This window comes from Kitasatospora sp. NPDC051702 (assembly GCF_040681575.1).
In the GTDB taxonomy this organism is placed as follows: Bacteria; Actinomycetota; Actinomycetes; order Streptomycetales; family Streptomycetaceae; genus Kitasatospora.
This window is the reverse complement of sequence record NZ_JBFAZB010000038.1, coordinates 48,052-67,119: the sequence shown is the minus strand read 5'-3', so window position 1 is coordinate 67,119 and position 19,068 is coordinate 48,052. Positions and strand designations below refer to the sequence as shown.

The following is a 19,068-nucleotide window of genomic DNA, read 5'->3' as shown; positions in this document are numbered from 1 at the left end:
AGGATGTGCGGATGGCGTCCGCGAGCGCATTGACGCGCGTAGAGGGACGCGCGTAGAAGTGTGCCGTGCGGGCCCCGGCGATGGATAGCCCTCCGACGTTTCCAACAGGTGAGATCTTGGCGACTCGTTCGTGACGGCGGTGGGCGGGGGGTGAGGTGGTAAGGGCCGTCACCGGAACGCCCCCGACGTCCCCCGCCCCCCGACGCCCCCTCAGCCCGGCTCGTCAGCCCAGCTCGGCGGAGAGCCGCCGCACCTCGCGGCCCAGCTCCGCCTCCGGATCCGGCCCGTCCGCCCCCGCCCACGGCCGCCAGGCCAGCGCCCGCAGGTAGCCCGCCACCGCCACCGGCAGCCCGAACCGGACGATCCCGTCCGCCACCGGCCCCGGCCCCGCCGACCGCAGCGCCTCCAGCAGCCGGTCCACCCCCGCCGAGGCCGGCACCACCACCGTGTCCAGGTACGCCGCCAACGCCACCAGCTCCGGATCCGGCACCGGGGCCGCGACCGGAGCCGGGACCGATCCGGCGCCGGAGGCCGACACCGCCCCGGAACCCTCCGCCGGCTCCGCGGGCGCCGGACGCGGCCGCGGCGCCGAGCCCGTCGGCATCGGCGGCACCTTCGGCACCGGAGGCACCACGACCCGGCGCGCCCCCGGCGTCAACAGCGCACCCGCCCCGTACAGCCCCGCCACCACCCCCGGCCACCACACCCCGCCCAGCCCCGCGAAGTGCAGCCCCAGCCCCACCGCGCCCGCCCCGCAGCCGACCAGGTTCCGGGTCGACTCCAGGTACGCCAGCGCCCGGCGGAGGAACCCGTCACTGGTAGCCACGGATCTCCTCGAACACCCCGTCCAGCGACCCCGACCCGTCGAACAGCTTCCCACCGCTCACGTCCGCGATCCCCTGCAACTGGCCCACCGCCGCCTCCCCGAACCTGATCGGGAACACCGGGATCGCCCGCTGCGCCGGCGACAGCCCCGCGTGGAAGCGCTGGAAGTCGTCCGCCGTCGCCCCCTCGTTGCTCTCCCCGTCCGTCATCAGCACGATCGACGTGAACCGGTCGTCCCCCGCCGCCGACTGCTGCCGCGCGATCACCCGGTACGCCTCCTCCAACGAGGCGTACAGCGCCGTACCCCCCGACGCCGACAACGACTGCACGTCCGCGTCGATCGCCGCCAGCTCCGCCTGCGGACCGGGCTGGCTCCCCGACGCCGGCACCGCGTGCGTCCGCGCCCACTTCACGGTCGACGCGAACGACAGCAGCGTCACCTCCTCGCGGTCCCGGAACCGGCGCACCCCCCGCGTGTCGTCCGCCCCCGTCAACCGGCTCAGCGCCGCCTTCAGCGACGCGATCCGCGGACCCTCCATCGAACCCGAGGTGTCCAGCACGTACACCGTCCGCGACGGCCGCCGCAGCTCGTTCTGGTACGAGGCCAACAGCCCGTCCGCCACCGCCCGGCTCCCCGGGAACGGCAGCTCCCGCCGCCGGTCCGACGGCAGACCCGCGGCCGGCGCCACCCCCGGCGCCACCGGACGGCGCAGCGTCACCTCGGAGATCCGCTTCTGCACGTCCTCCTTCAGCAGGTACGCCGTCAGCCGCTGGAACGAGTCGCGCTCCCGCTGCGCCGACGAGGACAGCAACGACAGCGGGTAGTCCGCCGACACCACCCCGTCCACCGGCCGGACCACCGTCAGCTGCTGCTCCTTCGGCAGCGACCGGTTCACCGACAACAGCACCGACTCGTAGTTCACCAGCGCCCCCACCTTCCCCGGCTCCGCCCGGGAGTAGGCCTGCGCCAACCACCCCGAGGACCCCGACGTCAGCTTCTGCCCGGCGAAGAACCGCTTCAGCTGCGGCGTGGCCTTCTGCACGTCCGCCTCGCTCAGCGCCGACCCGGCGCCGGAGAACGCCGCCGCCACCGCCACCAGCGTCGAGAAGCCCGAGTTCGACCGGGTCGGGTCCGACATCCCGTACGACAGCCGGCCCGCCGCCGCCGCGTCCCCCACCTGTGCCCAGGAGACCTTCGAGCCGTCCCCCCAACCGAGCTCGTCCAGGACCGACGACCGCACCCCCACCGCCACCGGCGACACCATCACCGGCGTCTCCGACAGCACCTTCGACTTCCCGGCGTCGTCCAGCCGCAGGTACTGGTTCGACGGGAACCACACCGCGTCGTACTTGCCGTCCGCCCGGCCCGAGGACACCGCGTCCGCACCGTCCAGCGAACCCGTCCAGGAGAACTGGACCGTCACCCCGGTCGCCTTCCGCGCCTCCTCCAGCACCGGCGCCAGATCCTGCAGCTCACTGCCGGCCAGCACCCGCAGCACCCCCGGCTGCGCCGTCGCCGCCGGCGGATCGGACGGCTTCGGAGCGGGCGGACGCTCCCCGCCCGAGGACGTGCACCCGGTGGCCGCCAACAGGGCCGCCACCGCGGCCGCCAACCAACTTCGCCTGTGCATACGGAAGTTCACTGGGCCTTCCCCTTGGCAGCCTTGATCAGCCTGGTCAGGACATCGGGCACCGGCACCGGCGGCTGATTCACCTTCGCCGCCGCCAGGTTCGGCGCCAGCGCCGGGCTCCTGCCCTTCACCAGCGCCGCGAAGGCATCCGGATCGTCCTGCGGACGGAACCCGTACTGCGCCTCCAGGCGGCGCAGCTCGGCGTTGTCGTGCAACTGCGCGGCCAGCTTCCGGCCCGCCGCGGTGCGGCCGACGATCGTGTGGTCGGTGTAGATCGTGGTGTCCGGGTACAGCACCACCATGTCCCCGGTCTGCTCGCCCTTGAGCACCATCGCGGCCGCCTGGGACTCGTAGGCCAGCACCAGCGGGCTCCCCACCCCCGCCAGGAAGGCCTTGAACGGCTCGTCGCTGCTGCTCTTCTGCCCGCCCTGGACGGCCGTGGCCGTCCGCAGCAGGTCCTTCGTCGCGTCGATGCCCGACTGGTCGAACACCACCTGGCGGTTGTTCGCCAGGTACGACAACAGGGCGATGTGCAGCGCCCCCGACGAGGAGGACTCCGGGTCCGTCGTGGTCAGGAACACCGGACCGCGCAGCTCGGCGTGCTCCGCCGAGCCCTTCAGGTCCGACCAGGTGCGGCCCGCCTTCAGCGCGGCCACGTAGGCGTCCATCCGGAACGTCCACAGCCCCGTCGCCTGGTCCAGCGTCGCCAGGTCGTTCTGCTTCAGCACGTCCGCCACCGGGCGGTGCGCGAGGATCACCAGCGGCGAGTAGAACGGCTGGACCGGCACCTCCTTGATCCCCCACTCCTGGCGGAGCTTGTCCGCCGGCGGCTGGCTCGCCGGGAACGCGAAGTCCTTCGCGTCACCGTCCATCAACCAGGACCCGATGCTCTCCGCGTTCACCTTCAGACCCTGCCTGGCCAACTCGTCGACCACCCGCTGGTCCTGGAAGAAGTCGCGCTTCTCCGAGCCGATCAGACCGGACACGGTGACCGGATCCCCGCCGCCCGGATCGTCCCCCGGAACCAGCGCGTACGTCACCCCGCCCAGCAGGACCAGCGCCGCCAGCACCCCCACCGCACGTCTCATACCGAACGCTCCCCTCGTCCGCCCCGCCGACCGGGTGGACACCCGGGGGTGACGAGCGTCCCGCCGGGCGGGGAGCGGCGGCCGAAGCCACGGTGAACCGGGAGTGAACACCCCTTCACGGAATCGCATCGGCACGCCCCGCGGCCGGAGCGCCCCCGACGGCCCCTCGCACACCGGTCCGAGGGCGTGTCAGATTGTTCAACTCTCCTTACCGCAAAGGTCATCCCGCGGTTCGGACCCGCCTCGTGGTTACGCGCCGGTAATGCCTAGTCTCAGCACTATGCGCCGAGCAAAAATCGTCTGCACCCTCGGGCCGGCCACCGACTCGTACGACCAGATCAAAACCCTGGTCGACGCCGGAATGGACATCGCCCGCCTCAACCTCAGCCACGGCTCCCACGTCGAACACGAGGAGCGCTACCGCCGCGTCCGCAAAGCCGCCGACGAGACCGGCCGCAGCGTCGGCGTCCTCGTCGACCTTCAAGGCCCGAAGATCCGGCTCGACACCTTCGCCCACGGCCCCGTACTTCTCGAACGCGGCGACGAGTTCACGATCTCCACCGACAACGGCGTCGTCGGGGACAAGGACATCTGCGGCACCACCTACCCCGGCCTCGCCGAGGACGTCACCCCCGGCGAACTCATCCTCGTCGACGACGGCCGCGTCACCCTCGAAGTCGCCGAGGTCGACGGACCCCGCGTCCGCTGCCTCGTCCTCGAAGGCGGCCTCGTCTCCGACCACAAGGGCCTCAACCTCCCCGGCGTCGCCGTCTCCGTCCCCGCGCTCAGCGACAAGGACGTCGCCGACCTGCGGTGGGCGCTGCGCACCGGCGCGGACCTCGTCGCGCTGTCCTTCGTCCGCAGCGGACGCGACATCGAGGACGTCCACCGGATCATGGCCGAGGAGGGGCGTCACGTCCCCGTCATCGCCAAGATCGAGAAGCCGCAGGCCGTGGAGAACCTCGAATCCATCGTCGACGCCTTCGACGGCATCATGGTGGCCCGCGGCGACCTGGGCGTGGAGATGCCCCTCGAACAGGTCCCGCTCGTCCAGAAGCGCGCCGTCAAGCTCGCCAGGCGCAACGCCAAGCCGGTCATCGTCGCCACCCAGATGCTCGACTCGATGATCAACGCCTCCCGCCCCACCCGCGCCGAGGCCTCCGACGTCGCCAACGCCGTCCTCGACGGCACCGACGCGGTGATGCTCTCCGGCGAGACCTCCGTCGGCAAGTACCCCGTCGAGACCGTCCGGACCATGGGCCGCATCATCGAGGCCGCCGAGAACGACGTCCTCGCCGAGGGCCTCCCCCCGCTCACCGCCGGCAACAAGCCCCGCACCCAGGGCGGCGCCGTCGCCCGGGCCGCCGCCGAGATCGGCGACTTCCTGCACGCCAAGTACCTCATCGCGTTCACCCAGTCCGGCGACACCGCCCGCCGCCTCACCCGCTACCGCTCGCCCATCCCCGTCCTCGCCTTCACCTACGAACCCGCCGTCCGCAGCCAACTCGCCCTCACCTGGGGCGTCGAGACCTTCCTCGGCCCCTTCGCCCCGACGACCGACCAGATGGTCGAACAGGTCGACGCCGCGCTGCTCTCGCTGGGGCGGTGCCAGAAGGGCGACATCGTCGTCATCACCGCCGGCTCCCCACCCGGCCTCGCCGGCTCCACCAACCTCGTCCGCGTCCACCACGTCGGGGCCCTGGACAACTGACCGGCACCGGCCACCGACGGCGGCGCGGCACCCCCGTGCCGCCGTCAGTGCTTGGGGCCGATGTGGGCGTCCATGAGGGCCACGGAGGCCTTGCGGGCGACGGAGATGTTGATCTGGCCGGTGGAGCGGGGGACCGAGGCCTTCCATTCGACGCCGACGGCGTCGAGGGTGGCGGTGAAGAGGCCGATGATGTCGGTCGAGGTGTTGGCGAAGAAGTACCGCGGGTACTCGTGGCGGCGGACGACGCCGTTGACGGTACGGGTCGCCCAGTTGGTGATCCTGCAGCCGTCCGAGTGGATCAGGCCGCGGAGGAACTCCCAGGGGTGGGCGTCGACGATCTCCTGCTGCCACGGCTCCAGGGCTATGGTGCGCTGGTGCTTCTTGCCGGGGCCGTGCTGGGGGAAGTGGCAGGTCAGGTGGTTCGAGTAGAGCTTGACGTCATGGCAGCCGGCCCGCCGGACCCGGCAGGGCCTGTTCCTCGGGAAGACCAGACGCAGGGAGGCCTCGACGGAGTCCATGATGCCGGGCCACTTGTCGTCGCAGCTGATCTGGATGCTCTGAGTCCTGCGGTACTCGTTGGCGGGCAGGATGTGACCGTCCCCGAGGTAGAGGCCCAGGAGGTGGGCGTACGCGGGGAGGTCCAGCTGGTCCCCGTAGCAGTGCGGGCACGTGGAGCGGGCGCGTCCCGGCAGCGTGCCGTGTTTGGCGCGATCCCGGTGCTTCCACCAGGAGACGGTGCCCTGCGGTACGCGGAGACGGCGGGACACCTCGGCATTGGTCAAGCCTCGACGGAGAAGGTGCACAGCCTGTTCGCGCACGGATTGGTTTCCCATGTGGATCACCATGGGGTGCTTCGTGCCGGGGAGTGGGCGCCTTTGTGGCGATCCACTAGATCAGGTGAATTTCCTGCAGCCTGGGAATACAAGGAATTTCTGGTGCCGAGTGTGGGATTCGAACCCACACGCCCTTTCGGACAATCGCTTTTGAGGCGATCGTGTCTGCCCTTCCACCAACCCGGCAAGATTGCGCCTGTGAAGGATACCCCGTGAGCGCTGTCGGGCGCAGCTAGGTACCCTCGTGCATGCAGTACCCCGCCGGAACTAGGAGCCCCGTGAGCACCGCCGACGAGCAGGCACAGCCGCTTGAGACCGATACGCCCCAGATCACCCGGATCGTGATCGCCGAGGACGAGGCGCTGATCCGCCTCGACCTCAAGGAGATGCTCGAGGAGGAGGGGTACACCGTCGTCGGCGAGGCCGGGGACGGGGCGACGGCGGTGCGGCTCGTCGAGGAGCTGCAGCCGGACCTCGCGATCTTCGACGTGAAGATGCCGGTGCTGGACGGGCTCTCCGCCGCCGAGCAGATCCACGAGAAGCACCTGGCGCCGGTCCTGATGCTGACGGCGTTCTCGCAGCGGGAGCTGGTGGACCGGGCCCGGGACGCGGGCGCGATGGCGTACATCGTGAAGCCGTTCTCCAAGGCGGACCTGGTGCCGGCCATCGAGATGGCGGTGTCGCGGTACACCGAGATGCGGGCGCTGGAGAAGGAGATCGGCGATCTCACCCAGCGGCTGGAGACCCGGAAGCTGGTGGACCGGGCGAAGGGCGTGCTGCAGACGAAGTTCGGGCTGACCGAGCCGGCCGCGTTCCGCTGGATCCAGAAGACGTCGATGGACCGCCGGATGACGATGGCCGCGGTGGCCGAGGCGGTCATCGAGGAGGGCGAGGCCCAGGACCGCAAGAAGGCGGAGGAGGACGCGTCCGAGTAGGACGCCTCCGAGTGGGTGTGGACAACGGGGAGGGCCCGGCGGATCGTGATCCGCCGGGCCCTTCGCCGTGCCGGGGCTCAGTCCTCGCCGAGGTAGGCCTTGCGGACGGACTCGTCGTGGAGGAGGTCCGCCCCGGTGCCGGAGAGGACGATGCGGCCGGTCTCCATGACGTAGCCGCGGTCGGAGAGGGAGAGCGCGGCCTGGGCGTTCTGCTCGACGAGCAGGATGGTCGTCCCGTCGCCCTTGAGCTCGACGATGGTGGCCATGATCTTCTGCATCATCAGCGGCGACAGGCCCATGGAGGGCTCGTCGAGCATGAGCAGCTTGGGCTGGGACATCAGGGCGCGGCCCATGGCGAGCATCTGCTGCTCGCCGCCGGAGAGGGTGCCGGCGGCCTGGCGGCGGCGTTCGCCGAGGATGGGGAAGAGGGTGTAGGCCCGTTCGACGTCGGCGGCGATGCCGGCGGTGTCGGTCCGCAGGAAGGCCCCGAGGAGGAGGTTCTCCTCGATGGTCATGCGGGGGAAGATGTGCCGCCCCTCGGGGGAGTGGGCGAGCCCGAGGGAGACGATCTTGTGGGCGGGGACGGTGGAGAGGTCCTGGCCGTCGAAGGTGATGCGTCCGGCGGTGGGCTTGAGGAGGCCGGAGAGGGTGCGCAGGGTGGTGGTCTTGCCGGCGCCGTTGGTGCCGATGAGGGTGGTGACCTCGCCCTGGTTCACGGTGAAGCTGATGCCCTTGACGGCTTCGATCTTGCCGTAGGAGACGCGGAGGTCTTCGACCTCGAGGAGCGCGGTCACGGGGTGTCCTCCGGTGCTGCGGTGGTGCCTTCGAGCGGGGCGCCGAGGTAGGCGGTGATGACGCGTTCGTCGTTCTGGACGGTCTCGCGGTCACCCTCGACGATCTTCTGGCCCTGGACGAGCACGGCGGTGCGGTCGCAGAGGTTGAAGATGAAGCGCATGTCGTGCTCGATGACGAGGATGGAGATGCCGCGGTCGCGGATGGCGAAGACGAGTTCCTCGGCGGCGCGGGTCTCCTGGGGGTTCATGCCGGCGGTGGGTTCGTCGAGCAGCAGGAGGCCGGGGTCGGAGGCGAGGGCGCGGGCGATCTCGAGCTTGCGCTGCTCGCCGTAGGGGAGGTTGCGGGCGAGGTGGTCGGCCTTGTCCGCGAGGCCGGTGAAGGCGAGGAGCTCCATGGCCTTCTCGCGGCTCTCGGCTTCGGCCCGGTGGTAGGCGGGGCCGCGCAGGATGGCCGAGAAGATGCCCTCCTTGGTGCGGCTGTGGCGGCCGACGAGCACGTTCTCCAGGACGGTCATGTTGGCGAAGAGCCGGATGTTCTGGAAGGTGCGGGCGATGCCGGCCTGGGTGACGAGGTGGGGCTTGGGCGGCAGGAGGGTGTCGCGGTAGCGGACGGCGCCCTCGGTGGGGACGTAGAGGCCGGTGAGGCAGTTGAAGAAGGTGGTCTTGCCGGCGCCGTTGGGGCCGATGAGGCCGATGATCTCGCCCTCGCGGACGGTGAGGCTGACGTCGTTGACGGCGGTGAGGCCGCCGAAGCGCATGGTGACGCCGGTGACTTCGAGCAGGGGTGCGGCGGTGGTGGTCATCTGGGTGGTCACGCCCCTGCCTTGGTGAGTGCGACGTCGTCGCCGGTGGACTGGGCGGGGATGGCGGCCTCGTGGAACTCCAGTCGGCTGCGGCGGTTGGGGATGAGGCCCTCGGGGCGGACGCGCATGAGGACGATGAGGGCGGCGCCGAAGGCGAGCAGCTGGTAGTCGGAGAGGAACTCCAGCTTCTTGGGGATGAGGAAGAGGAGGGTGGCGCCGGCGAGGGGTCCGCTGATGGTGCCCATGCCGCCGAGGATGACGGCGGCGAGCAGGAAGGCGGAGTTCGGCGGCAGCGCCTCGGCGAAGGTGTACTGGTCCGGGGTGACGGTGTAGCTGACGTGGGCCTGGACGGTGCCGGCGAGGCCGGCGAGGCAGGCGCCGAGGGCGAAGGCGAGGAGCTTGAGGCGGAAGCCGTTGATGCCCATGGCCTCGGCGGCGGTCTCGTCCTCGCGGATGGCGACCCAGGCGCGGCCGATGCGGGAGTTGCCGACCCGGGCGAAGACGAGCACGACCAGGGCGGTGACGAGGAGCATCAGCAGGTAGTAGTTGGAGAAGCGGCCGAGTTCGATGCCGGCGACGGTGTGGGGCTTGCCGAGGTCGAAGCCGAAGATCTCCAGGTCCGGGATGCGGGGGATGCCGTTGGAGCCGTTGGTGATCTTGGGGCCGGTGGTGCCGTTCAGGTTGAGCATGGTGATGCGGAAGATCTCGCCGAACCCGAGGGTGACGATGGCGAGGTAGTCGCCGCGCAGCCGCAGGGTCGGGGCGCCGATGAGGACGCCGAAGACCATGGAGACGGCGGCGCCGGTGAGCATCGCGGCCCAGAACGGGAACTGGACGTGGATGGGCGAGGCGGGGGAGCCGGAGACCAGGGCGGCGGCGTAGGCGCCGACGCCGAGGAAGGCGACGTACCCGAGGTCGAGCAGACCGGCGAGGCCGACGACGATGTTGAGGCCGAGGGCGACGGTGGCGAAGATCAGGATGTTGGTGGCGACCGAGGTGTACTGGTCGCTGGTCTGGGTGAACGGGAAGCTGGCCGCGGCGGCGAAGGCGGCGCCCGTGGTGACCGGCCGGTACTTCACGGTGAGGGCGCGCAGCCGGGCGATCAGGCCGGCCTTGGCGAGGGCGGCGACGACCAGGCCGGCGAGCAGCAGGTAGCCGGTGAAGAGCTCGCCGTACTCGGTGTCGATGCCGAAGGTGATCGCGAAGAGCCCGATGCCGAAGGCGGCGACGATGACCAGGATCTCGACCCAGGAGGGGAGTTGGCGGGCCGCGGGGAGCGGGCGCTCGACGGTGCCCAGGCGCAGCCGGCTGTTGGCGAGGTGTCCGAGCTGGAGGAGCAGGACGGCGCCGGTGGCGATGGCGAGGGCGCCGGCGAGGGCGGTCATCACCGGGGCGACGGGCTTGTCGCCGGGGATGGCGTGGGCGGCGAACCAGCCGACGGGGGCGGCGGGGACGAGCAGGAAGAGGCGCTTGTCCAGGACGCGCAGCGGCACGTGGGTGCGGCGGTCCAGGGGGAGGCCGAGGGCGCCGACGACGGAGAGGATGCCGCCGGCGGCGAGGACCCAGCCGCCGGGTTCGAGGTTGGCGAGGCCGCCGAGTTCGACGGAGATCGCGGTGACGGAGAAGGCGCTGATGGCGAGGGCGCCGGTGGCCGCGTAGAGGACGGCGTTGTTGCTGCCGCTGGGGGCGGCCCAGCGCAGGCCGGGGACGCCCTGGGTGGCGAGGAGCAGGGCGAGGGTGAGCAGTCCTGCGGTGAGGGCGAGCCACTGGAGGCCGGCGGGGGAGCCGGTGTAGGTGAGGTCGCCGGGGAAGTCCGGGGTCCAGGTCCAGGAGAGGGCGGCGGAGGCCGCGGTGGCGAGGGCGCCGAGGCCGGTGAGCGCGGTGGCGGCACGGGCCGGGAGGGGGATGACCGGGGTGGTTTCGGTGCTGGTGGTGGTCATGGTGGTCACGCCCTGTCCGCGACGCGCTCGCCGAGCAGGCCCTGGGGCCGGACGAGGAGCACGAGGATGAGGAGTACGAAGGCCCAGACGTCCTTCCAGGCACCGCCGCCGAAGAGGTGCATGCCGGGGAGGTGCTGGATGTAGCCGGTGGCGAGGCTCTCGGCGAGGCCGAGGGCGACGCCGCCGAGCATGGCTCCGTAGATGTTGCCGATGCCGCCGAGGACGGCGGCGGTGAAGGCCTTGAGGCCGAGCAGGAAGCCCATGCGGAAGTCGACCTGGCCGCTGCGCAGGCCGTAGGCGATGGCGGCGACGGCGGCGAACGCGGCGCCGATGGCGAAGGCCATGACGATGATGCGGTCGGTGTCGATGCCCATGAGCTTGGCGGTGTCGGGGTCCTGGCTGGTGGCCTGCATGGCGCGGCCGGAGCGGGTGCGGGTGACGAACCAGCCGAGGGCGAGCATGCACAGCGGGGCGGCGATGATCAGGAAGAGGTCGCTGCGCTGCACGGTGATGGAACCGAGGCTGAAGGGGTCGCCGGGGATCTTGGGGAAGACCCGGGCCTTCTTGGCGTCGGGGTAGAAGGAGAAGACGAGCTGCTGCAGGAAGATGGAGAGCCCGATGGCGGTGATGAGCGGGGCGAGTCGGGGGGCGTTGCGCAGGGGCCGGTAGGCGAAGCGCTCGGCGGCGACGGCGGTGAGGGTGGAGACCAGGATGCCGGCGATCAGCATCAGCGGTAGGGCCAGCCAGAGGGTGGTGCCGCCGGGGAGGGCGAGGTAGGCGGTCAGGGCGCCGAAGCCGCCGACCATGACGATCTCGCCGTGGGCGAAGTTGATGAGCTGGACGATGCCGTAGACCATCGTGTAGCCGATCGCGACGAGCCCGTAGAGGGCTCCGAGGATCAGGCCGTTGGCCAGCTGCTGCGGTAGGTCGTGCACCGCTGGGCCTCCGTTGTGCGTTCGGGGGTGTCCGCGTGGGTGGTGGATGTGGGGGCGCGCGGGGGCACTCGTGGCGCCCCCGCGCGCTGTGGTGCTGGTGTGTGTCCGGGTGGCCGGTGGGCCGGCCCTCGGTGGGCCGGCCCGGGGCGGGTCAGCCCTTGAAGGTGCCGGACTTCTCCACGGCCCACTTGCCGTCCTTGACGGTGTAGACGGTGAGCTGCTTGTTGGTGGTGTCGCCGAACTCGTCGAAGGAGACGGTGCCGGTGACGCCGTTGAAGGAGACCTTCTGGACGGCGTCGACGACGGCGGCGCGCGGGTTGGCGGGGAGCTTGCCGTTGTTGGCGCTGACGACGTTCTTCACGGCCTGGATGATGGCCCAGGCGCTGTCGTAGGAGTAGCCGCCGTAGGTCTCGTAGGCGTCCTTGTAGCCGCCGGCCTTGTAGTCGGAGATGAACTTGGCGGCGGTGGGGAGCTGCTCGACGGGCAGGCCGACGGCGGTGGCGAAGTCGCCCTGGCTCTTGGGGTTGAGCTTGATGAAGTCGCCGCTCTGGATGCCGTCGCCACCCATCAGGGGGATGTTGACGCCGGCCTCCTTGAGCTGGAGGGAGAGCGGGCCGGCCGCGGGGTACTCGCCGCCGTAGTAGACGGCCTCGGCACCGGAGCTCTTGACCTTGGTGACGATGGCGGAGAAGTCGCGGTCGTCGGGGTTGACGTGCTCCTCGCCGACGATGGTGCCGCCCTGCTTGGTGAACTCGCCCTTGAAGGTGGCGGCGAGGCCGGCGCCGTAGGTCTTCTGGTCGTCGATGAGGAAGACCTTGGTCTTCTTGGCGTCCTGGAAGAGGTACTGGGCGGCGAACGGGCCCTGGACGGCGTCGGTGGTGGAGGTGCGGAAGTAGGACTTGAAGGGGCGCTTCTTGTCGCCGGTGGCCCACTTCTCGCCCTGGCTGAGGGCGACGCCGGTGTTGGCGGGGGAGACCTCGGCGAGGTTGGCGTCGTTGAAGATCTGCTGCATCGACTGGGCGACGCTGGAGTTGAGCGGGCCGACGACGCCGAGCACGCTGCTGTCGGCGACGAGCTGGGTGGCGTTCTGCTGGCCGGGGGCGGGCTTGGCGGTGTCGTCGAGGGCCTTGATCTGGAACTTGACCCCGGGGACCTCGTTGGACTCGTTGGCCTTCTTGACGGCGAGGTCCACGGAGTTGCGGATGCCGAGGCCGAGGGCGGAGAGGTCGCCGGTGAGCGGCGCGTCGACACCGATGGTGACGGTGGTGGAGCCGCCGCCGGTGGCGCCCCCGTCGCCGGACTTCTTCTCGTCGCGGGAGCCGCAGGCGCTCAGGCTGAGGGCGCCGATGACGGCAATGCTCACGACAACTGCTGCACGATGACGCACGGGGGTCCCCTTCGGTTCAGGAGGCGCCGCGCCTGAGTGGCGGGAGCCGGGGTGCGCGGAGGGCCTGGCCCAATCCGGTGGCGCGGTGACTGGCCGTGACTCTAGATGCCGTTGGGCGGCTCGGGCAGTGGTGCGGCGAGGCTGTGATTCTCTTGTTATGAGCACACGTAGCAGTTGTCTCAGCATGTGGTCGTTTCGGCCCGGCCGACCCAGTGATATCGGGCAGGTAAGGGCTGATCGGGCCATGTAAGGCCCAGAAATGGGGGTCACGGCTGGCTGCGTCGATAATCGGACATGAGTGTCCGATGTGCGTGTTCCGACCGTGCACGTCCGGAATCCGGACATCAGGGGCGCGGTGAAGGGGTTCCGTGGTATTCGCGAGCCGCGGAACCGGCCGGCGCTTGGATTTCAAACTTATTACGCAGCGTTACAAAAATGGTATATCTGCGCGGAGCCCGCCGACCGCCCCCGGACATGCCGCCGCCCCCTTGTCTGGACCAACGCCTGCCCAGCAGGGCGGACGGTCAAACAAGGGGGCGGCCAAGGGATGTGACGGACGGTCGGCCCGGCTGGGCGGGGCCGATCCGGGGTCAGAGGTCGCGCAGCATGCAGGTCAGCCGGCAGCTGGTGATCCGCTTGCCGGTGTCGTCGGTGATCGCGATCTCGTAGGTGGCGGCGGTGCGCCCCTTGAACACGGCCGTCGCGACCCCGGTGACCAGCCCGGAGGTGGCCGAGCGGTGGTGGGTGGCGTTGAGGTCCACGCCGACCGCGTACCGGCCGGGGCCGGCGTGCAGCATCGCGCCGATCGAGCCCAGCGTCTCGGCCAGGGCGGCGGACGCCCCGCCGTGCAGCAGGCCGTACGGCTGCTGGTTGCCCTCCACGGGCATGGTGCCGACGACCCGGTCGCCGGAGGCCTCCACGATCCGGATGCCGAGCTTCTCGCCGAGGTGGCCGCCGGAGAAGGTGCCCGGATCGACGCCGAGCTTGGCGAAGTGATCCAGCACGTCCTGCGGGACCTTCAGGACGGGTGCCGCGTCGGGGGCCGCTTCGGTCATGGGGGAGCTCCTGCCGTTCGGGGGTCGCGTCGTCGTGCTGCCTGTGATCGTACGACCGTCCTACTCGGGGGTAGCGGCGACGCCGGGCTGGCGTGGCGGCTCCGGCGCCCGTGCGGTGCCGCTGCTCCGGCCCGGTCGGCGCGGCGGCCTCGGCGCCCGGTCGGCGCGGCCGTTCCGGCCCGGTCGGTGCGGCGCCCCTTTTGTCGGTGCCGGGCCATAGGATCGGTGGCCGGTAGTGGAATCGGCAGGAACGGACGTTGACGTGGCTACGCAGAGTACGGACAAGGGCGCGACGGGTGGCGGCGGGGCCGGCCCGCGGCCCCGGCTGATGCTGCTCGACGGGCACTCGATGGCCTACCGGGCCTTCTACGCCCTGCCCGTGGAGAACTTCAACACCTCCACCGGCCAGCCCACCAACGCGGTCTACGGCTTCGCGTCGATGCTCGCCAACACCGTCCGCGACGAGCAGCCCACCCACCTCGCCGTCGCCTTCGACCTCTCCCGGCAGACCTTCCGCTCCGTCGAGTTCCCCGACTACAAGGCCAACCGCGCCAAGACCCCCGACGAGTTCCGCAGCCAGGTCGGCCTGATCGGCGAACTCCTCGACGCCATGAACGTCCCCCGGATCACCGCCGAGGGCTTCGAGGCCGACGACATCATCGCCACCCTGGCCACCGCGGCCGAGGCGGCCGGCTACGACGTCGACATCGTCACCGGGGACCGCGACTCCCTCCAGCTGGTCACCGAGCACGTCACCGTGCTCTACCCGACCAAGGGCGTCTCCGAACTCACCCGCTACACCCCGGAGAAGGTCGCCGAGAAGTACGGGGTCACCCCGCGCCAGTACCCCGACCTCGCGGCCCTGCGCGGCGACCCGTCCGACAACCTGCCCGGAATCCCCGGCGTCGGCGAGAAGACCGCCGCCAAGTGGGTCAACCAGTTCGGGTCCTTCGACGAACTGGTCTCCCGCGCCGACGAGGTGAAGGGCAAGATCGGCGAGAAGCTGCGCGACAACCTCGACTCGGTCAAGCGCAACCGCGTCCTCACCGAGCTGGTCCGCGACGTCGAACTCCCGCTCGGCGTCGCCGACCTGGCCCGCTCGGCGTTCGACCGGGACGCCGTCGGCACTCTCATGGAGTCCCTCGAGTTCCGCAACGCCAACTTCCGCGACCGCGTCTTCGGCATCGACCCGACCACCGGCGCCGAGGAGGCCGCGGCCGAGCTCGCCCCCGGCGTCGAGGTCGACGGCGAACTGCTCACCGACCCGGGCACCCTGGCCGCCTGGCTGCGCGAGCACGCCGCCGACGGCAAGACCCCGGTCGCCCTGGCCGCCGTCTACCAGTGGGCGCTCGGCGCCGGCGAGGTCACCGAGATCGCCCTCGCCGCGGGCGAGACGGCCGCCTGGTTCGACCCGGCCCTGCTCGCCGAGGAGGACGAGCGGGCCCTCGCCGGCTGGCTCGCCGACCCGGCCGCCCCCAAGGCCCTGCACATCGCCAAGCAGGTCATGCGCGCCTTCGCCGAGCGCGGCTGGACCATCGAGGGCGTCGTCGCCGACACCGCGCTCGCCGCCTACCTGGAGAAGCCCGGCCGCCGCACCTTCACCCTGGAGGTGCTCGCCGAGGAGTACCTGGCCCGCTCGCTCACCCCGGCGCCCGCCACCGAGAGCGGTCAACTCGCCTTCGACGCCCCCGAGGAGGACCCGACCGCGGGCGCCCAGGCGCTGATGCTCCAGGCCCGCGCCGTCCTCGACCTCGCCGCGCTCTTCGACACCCGCCTCGGCGAGGTCGGCGCCACCGGCCTGCTGCGCGACATGGAACTGCCCATCGCCGCCCTGCTCGCCCGCATGGAGCGCTACGGCATCGCCGCCGACCGCGAGTGGCTCACCGGGCTGGAGGCCCAGTTCGCCGCCGAGATCCAGCGCGTGGTCGAGGAGGCGCACGCCGCCGCCGGGCACGAGTTCAACCTCGGCTCGCCCAAACAGCTCCAGGAGATCCTCTTCGGCGAGCTCGCCCTCCCCAAGACCAAGAAGATCAAGACCGGCTACACCACCGACGCCGACGCGCTCACCTGGCTCGCCACCCAGACCGACAACGAACTCCCGGTCATCCTGCTGCGCCACCGCGACCAGGCCAAGCTGCGCACCACCGTCGAGGGCCTGCTCAAGACCGTCTCGCCCAAGGGCCGCATCCACACCACCTTCAACCAGATGGTCGCCGCCACCGGCAGGCTCTCCTCGCAGGACCCGAACCTGCAGAACATCCCCGTCCGCACCGAGGAGGGCCGCGCCATCCGACGCGCCTTCGTGGTCGGCGCGGGCTACGAGTCGCTGCTCACCGCGGACTACTCGCAGATCGAGCTGCGGATCATGGCGCACCTCTCCGAGGACGAGGCCCTGATCGAGGCCTTCGCCACCGGCGAGGACCTGCACACCACCGTCGCCTCCCAGGTCTTCGAGGTCCCGGGCGACGCGGTGGACGCCGAGATGCGCCGCAAGATCAAGGCGATGTCCTACGGCCTCGCCTACGGCCTCTCCGCCTACGGGCTCTCCCAGCAGCTCAGCATCAAGCCCGCCGAGGCCCAGGGCCTCATGGACACCTACTTCGAGCGCTTCGGCGGCGTCCGCGACTACCTGCGCCGGGTCGTCGACGAGGCCCGCGCCACCGGCTACACCGAGACCCTCCTGGGCCGGCGCCGCTACCTGCCGGACCTCAACAGCGACAACCGCCAGCGCCGCGAGATGGCCGAGCGGATGGCCCTCAACGCCCCCATCCAGGGCTCGGCCGCCGACATCGTCAAGATCGCCATGCTCCGGGTCGACGACGCCCTGCGCGCGGCCGGACTCACCTCCCGGATGCTGCTCCAGGTGCACGACGAAATCGTCCTGGAGCTCGCACCGGGCGAGCGCGAGCAGGTCGAGGCGATCGTCCGCGAGCAGATGGCCGGCGCCTACCCGCTGCGCGCCCCGCTGGACGTCTCGGTCGGCGTCGGCGCCAACTGGGAGGCCGCCGCGCACTGAGGCGCGCCGCGCATGGCGACGGGCCGCGTACTGACGCGCTCCGCGCAAGGAGACGGGCCCGGGCACCGGTCGTGCCCGGGCCCGTCGCCGTCCGTGCCGGTGGCCCGTCGGGTCCGTGGGGAATTGGACCGTGCGGCGGGTCAATCTCGTACTAGCGTAGGCGCAATGACAACGGGATCCCCTTCGACCGACCAGACCGTCTCCCTGGCCGAGGCGCCGATGCGTCAGGCCCGCAACTCCGCCGCCTTCTGGGCCGCGACCGGCCGAGCCCGGGGGCACGAGGTGATCCGGCGCCGCGGATTCCTCGCGGTCGACGGCGACGAGCGCGCCGGCCTGCGGATCCTGATCCAGGAGCCCGACCTCGACCCGGGCGAACTGGCCGAGCTGAGCGAGCTGGCCCGCCGGGCCACGGGCCAGGTGTACGCCGAGGATCCGTACAGCGCGACCGACCTGAACCACCTGGGCATGCGCAACTGGCAGATGCCGGTCATGCTGCGCCTGCCCGGGCCCGTCGGCGCACCGGCGCTGGACGTCCTCCGGGTACGGCGGCCCGAGGACCTCCAGGCGGCCGAGCGGGTCGTGATCGAGGGCTTCGAGCTGACCGGGTTCGAGCCCCACCGCCCGGGCGAGCTGTTCCCGATGGACCTGATCGGGCAGCCGGGCGTGGACGTGTTCGTCGCCTCGATCGACGGCGAGGCTGCGGGAGCCTGCGTCAGCGTCGTGGACGACGGTGTCGGCAGCCACTACTGGGTCGCCACCGCGTCGGCGTTCCGGTCGCGCGGCGTGGGGCGGGCCGTCATGCTCGGTGCCCTCGCCCACCTGGCGGACCTGCCGCTCACGCTCACCGCGTCGAAGCTGGGCCGCCCGCTGTACGAGTCGCTGGGCTACGCCGTCGCGTCGCCTTCGACCTGGTGGGCCTCTCCCGCGGCGGACGCGTAGCGGTCGGACCCACCGGCCTGGCGGTACCCGGGCTGCACGGGAAGTCGGCGGGGCCGACTTCCCGTGCAGCCTGATCGGTCGGACGATGTACCGCTCGGGTGGGATGCCGCGCTCCCGGGCGGCCTCGAACGGGCCGGAGGTCATCCCCGCCACGGCCGGGGCCGGCCCCCTGGGGCTGATGAAACGTCAGACACGTTGATCGCCGCCCGCATTGGCCGCGTCGGGACTCTGGTCGGTCCTGGTCGGCAGCCCTACGCTCCTGGTATGGCTCTGGATGGCGTCCTGCGCACCGGCCCCGCCTCGACCGACATCGTCCTGCGCGAGGGCGGCGGCACCCGGCGCACTGTGCTGCTGCACTGCCTGACGGCCGTCAGGAACGCGCTGATGGTGCCGGTGGCCCTCATCGTGCCGACCTTCCTGGCGGCGTTCTTCCTGTGGCTCCTCGACGCGGCCGGAGGCACCGTCGCCACGGTGGTCGGGGTGATCGCGGGGGTCGAGTACCTGCTTGCCGTCCCGGCGCTGGCCTGGATGGAAGTGAGCGCCGTCCACCGGATCGAGTTCGCCCCGCCCGAGGCGGCGGAGCGCTACCGGCTGGTTCGGGCCGGGCGCGCCGGCGACTGGCGGCCGCTGACCGAGCTGCCCGCCGTTCGGCTGGATCGCAGCATCACCGAGCCCTACGAGGGCGATCGCGCGCCGGCCGAGGAGACGCTCCTCGGCCGGCTGGACTTCACCGGTGGGCAGGTGGAGTGGAAGGCGCCCGCCGGCACCGACGCGGCGCTCCTGCAGGAGGCCCTGACCGCGCTGCTCGGCCCCGCCGGCGTCGAGGTCGTACTGACCACCAAGCGCAGCGTGCGGCCCAAGCCCTCGCCGGCGTCCTCCTCGCCGTGGATCTCCGGAGGATCGGGCTCGGCGAACGCGGGCGGCTGCTGAGCTGCTCGGGGCGGGCGGGCGTAGCGGTGCCGGGCGGCCTTGAACCGGGCCGGTGACGCGAAGTCACCGTGGGGGCGCTCCGTAATCGCCGGGCCGGTAGCGAAGTTGACCCTTCAAAGGTGCGGGGAAGGGCGAGCGGCAGGCTGGTGACAGCGGAAGGTTCGTGCGCGTAGCGTGGAAGGAGCTGGTCGGCAAGGGACCGACCCGACGGCGGCCGCGTGTACCCAGGGGACGCGACGGCCCCGG

15 protein-coding genes and 1 tRNA gene are annotated in these 19,068 nt (G+C 71.4%); 5 read left to right on the top strand and 11 right to left on the bottom strand.

Annotated elements, in window-relative coordinates:
• Positions 1–223: 223 nt before the first annotated feature.
• From AB0N04_RS27350 to AB0N04_RS27340, 3 genes are read right to left on the bottom strand one after another with little or no spacing between them, the layout of a single operon-like run.
• Positions 224–826 carry a hypothetical protein gene (locus tag AB0N04_RS27350; RefSeq protein ID WP_360212441.1) on the bottom strand — a complete coding sequence of 201 codons (603 nt, stop codon included), beginning with the start codon at positions 824–826 and terminating at the stop codon, positions 224–226.
• Complete coding sequence (locus AB0N04_RS27345) at positions 813–2,456, bottom strand: VWA domain-containing protein (protein WP_360212439.1); 1,644 nt, start codon at positions 2,454–2,456, stop codon at positions 813–815. Before AB0N04_RS27345 ends, AB0N04_RS27350 begins: the two co-directional genes overlap by 14 nt.
• Before the next feature lie 8 nt (positions 2,457–2,464).
• Positions 2,465–3,544, bottom strand: coding sequence for a hypothetical protein (locus AB0N04_RS27340; protein WP_360212437.1), 1,080 nt, complete (start codon positions 3,542–3,544; stop codon positions 2,465–2,467).
• Positions 3,545–3,824: 280 nt separating this feature from the next.
• Between AB0N04_RS27340 and pyk the strand changes: the two genes are divergently transcribed.
• Entirely contained in the window at positions 3,825–5,255 is a 1,431-nt protein-coding gene (pyk, locus tag AB0N04_RS27335) for a pyruvate kinase (RefSeq protein WP_360212435.1), read from the top strand.
• Positions 5,256–5,299: 44 nt separating this feature from the next.
• Here the strand turns inward: pyk and AB0N04_RS27330 are convergent, their stop codons facing one another.
• The gene (locus AB0N04_RS27330) at positions 5,300–6,088 is read right to left on the bottom strand and encodes a helix-turn-helix domain-containing protein (RefSeq protein WP_360212433.1); all 789 of its coding nucleotides are present in this window, start codon (positions 6,086–6,088) and stop codon (positions 5,300–5,302) included.
• 100 nt (positions 6,089–6,188) lie between these two features.
• Positions 6,189–6,274, bottom strand: a tRNA-Leu gene (locus AB0N04_RS27325).
• A gap of 92 nt (positions 6,275–6,366) precedes the next feature.
• Here AB0N04_RS27325 and AB0N04_RS27320 point away from each other — a divergent pair.
• Positions 6,367–7,023: a response regulator gene (locus AB0N04_RS27320; protein WP_360212431.1), complete on the top strand. Its 657-nt coding sequence runs from the start codon at positions 6,367–6,369 to the stop codon at positions 7,021–7,023.
• A 77-nt stretch (positions 7,024–7,100) separates the two neighbouring features.
• Here AB0N04_RS27320 and AB0N04_RS27315 read toward each other — a convergent pair whose 3' ends face one another.
• From AB0N04_RS27315 to AB0N04_RS27290, 6 genes are all read right to left on the bottom strand, one after another.
• Positions 7,101–7,817, bottom strand: a complete 717-nt coding sequence (locus AB0N04_RS27315) for an ABC transporter ATP-binding protein (protein WP_360212429.1) — start codon at positions 7,815–7,817, stop codon at positions 7,101–7,103.
• Positions 7,814–8,620 (bottom strand): ABC transporter ATP-binding protein, encoded by an 807-nt coding sequence (locus AB0N04_RS27310; RefSeq protein WP_360212496.1) that lies wholly within the window; start codon positions 8,618–8,620, stop codon positions 7,814–7,816. Before AB0N04_RS27310 ends, AB0N04_RS27315 begins: the two co-directional genes overlap by 4 nt.
• A gap of 8 nt (positions 8,621–8,628) precedes the next feature.
• Positions 8,629–10,560: a branched-chain amino acid ABC transporter permease gene (locus tag AB0N04_RS27305; RefSeq protein WP_360212494.1), complete on the bottom strand. Its 1,932-nt coding sequence runs from the start codon at positions 10,558–10,560 to the stop codon at positions 8,629–8,631.
• A gap of 5 nt (positions 10,561–10,565) precedes the next feature.
• The gene (locus AB0N04_RS27300) at positions 10,566–11,495 is read right to left on the bottom strand and encodes a branched-chain amino acid ABC transporter permease (RefSeq protein ID WP_360212427.1); all 930 of its coding nucleotides are present in this window, start codon (positions 11,493–11,495) and stop codon (positions 10,566–10,568) included.
• A gap of 151 nt (positions 11,496–11,646) precedes the next feature.
• Complete coding sequence (locus AB0N04_RS27295; protein ID WP_360212426.1) at positions 11,647–12,882, bottom strand: branched-chain amino acid ABC transporter substrate-binding protein; 1,236 nt, start codon at positions 12,880–12,882, stop codon at positions 11,647–11,649.
• 590 nt (positions 12,883–13,472) lie between these two features.
• Entirely contained in the window at positions 13,473–13,937 is a 465-nt protein-coding gene (locus AB0N04_RS27290) for a hotdog fold thioesterase (RefSeq protein ID WP_360212424.1), read from the bottom strand.
• Positions 13,938–14,265: 328 nt separating this feature from the next.
• On the opposite strand from AB0N04_RS27290, the gene polA reads away from it, so the two are divergent.
• From polA to AB0N04_RS27275, 3 genes are all read left to right on the top strand, one after another.
• The gene (gene polA, locus AB0N04_RS27285) at positions 14,266–16,953 is read left to right on the top strand and encodes a DNA polymerase I (RefSeq protein WP_360212492.1); all 2,688 of its coding nucleotides are present in this window, start codon (positions 14,266–14,268) and stop codon (positions 16,951–16,953) included.
• 165 nt (positions 16,954–17,118) lie between these two features.
• Positions 17,119–17,892, top strand: a complete 774-nt coding sequence (locus tag AB0N04_RS27280) for a GNAT family N-acetyltransferase (protein ID WP_360212422.1) — start codon at positions 17,119–17,121, stop codon at positions 17,890–17,892.
• Positions 17,893–18,156: 264 nt separating this feature from the next.
• Positions 18,157–18,822, top strand: coding sequence for a hypothetical protein (locus AB0N04_RS27275; RefSeq protein ID WP_360212420.1), 666 nt, complete (start codon positions 18,157–18,159; stop codon positions 18,820–18,822).
• The last annotated feature ends 246 nt before the right edge of the window (positions 18,823–19,068 follow it).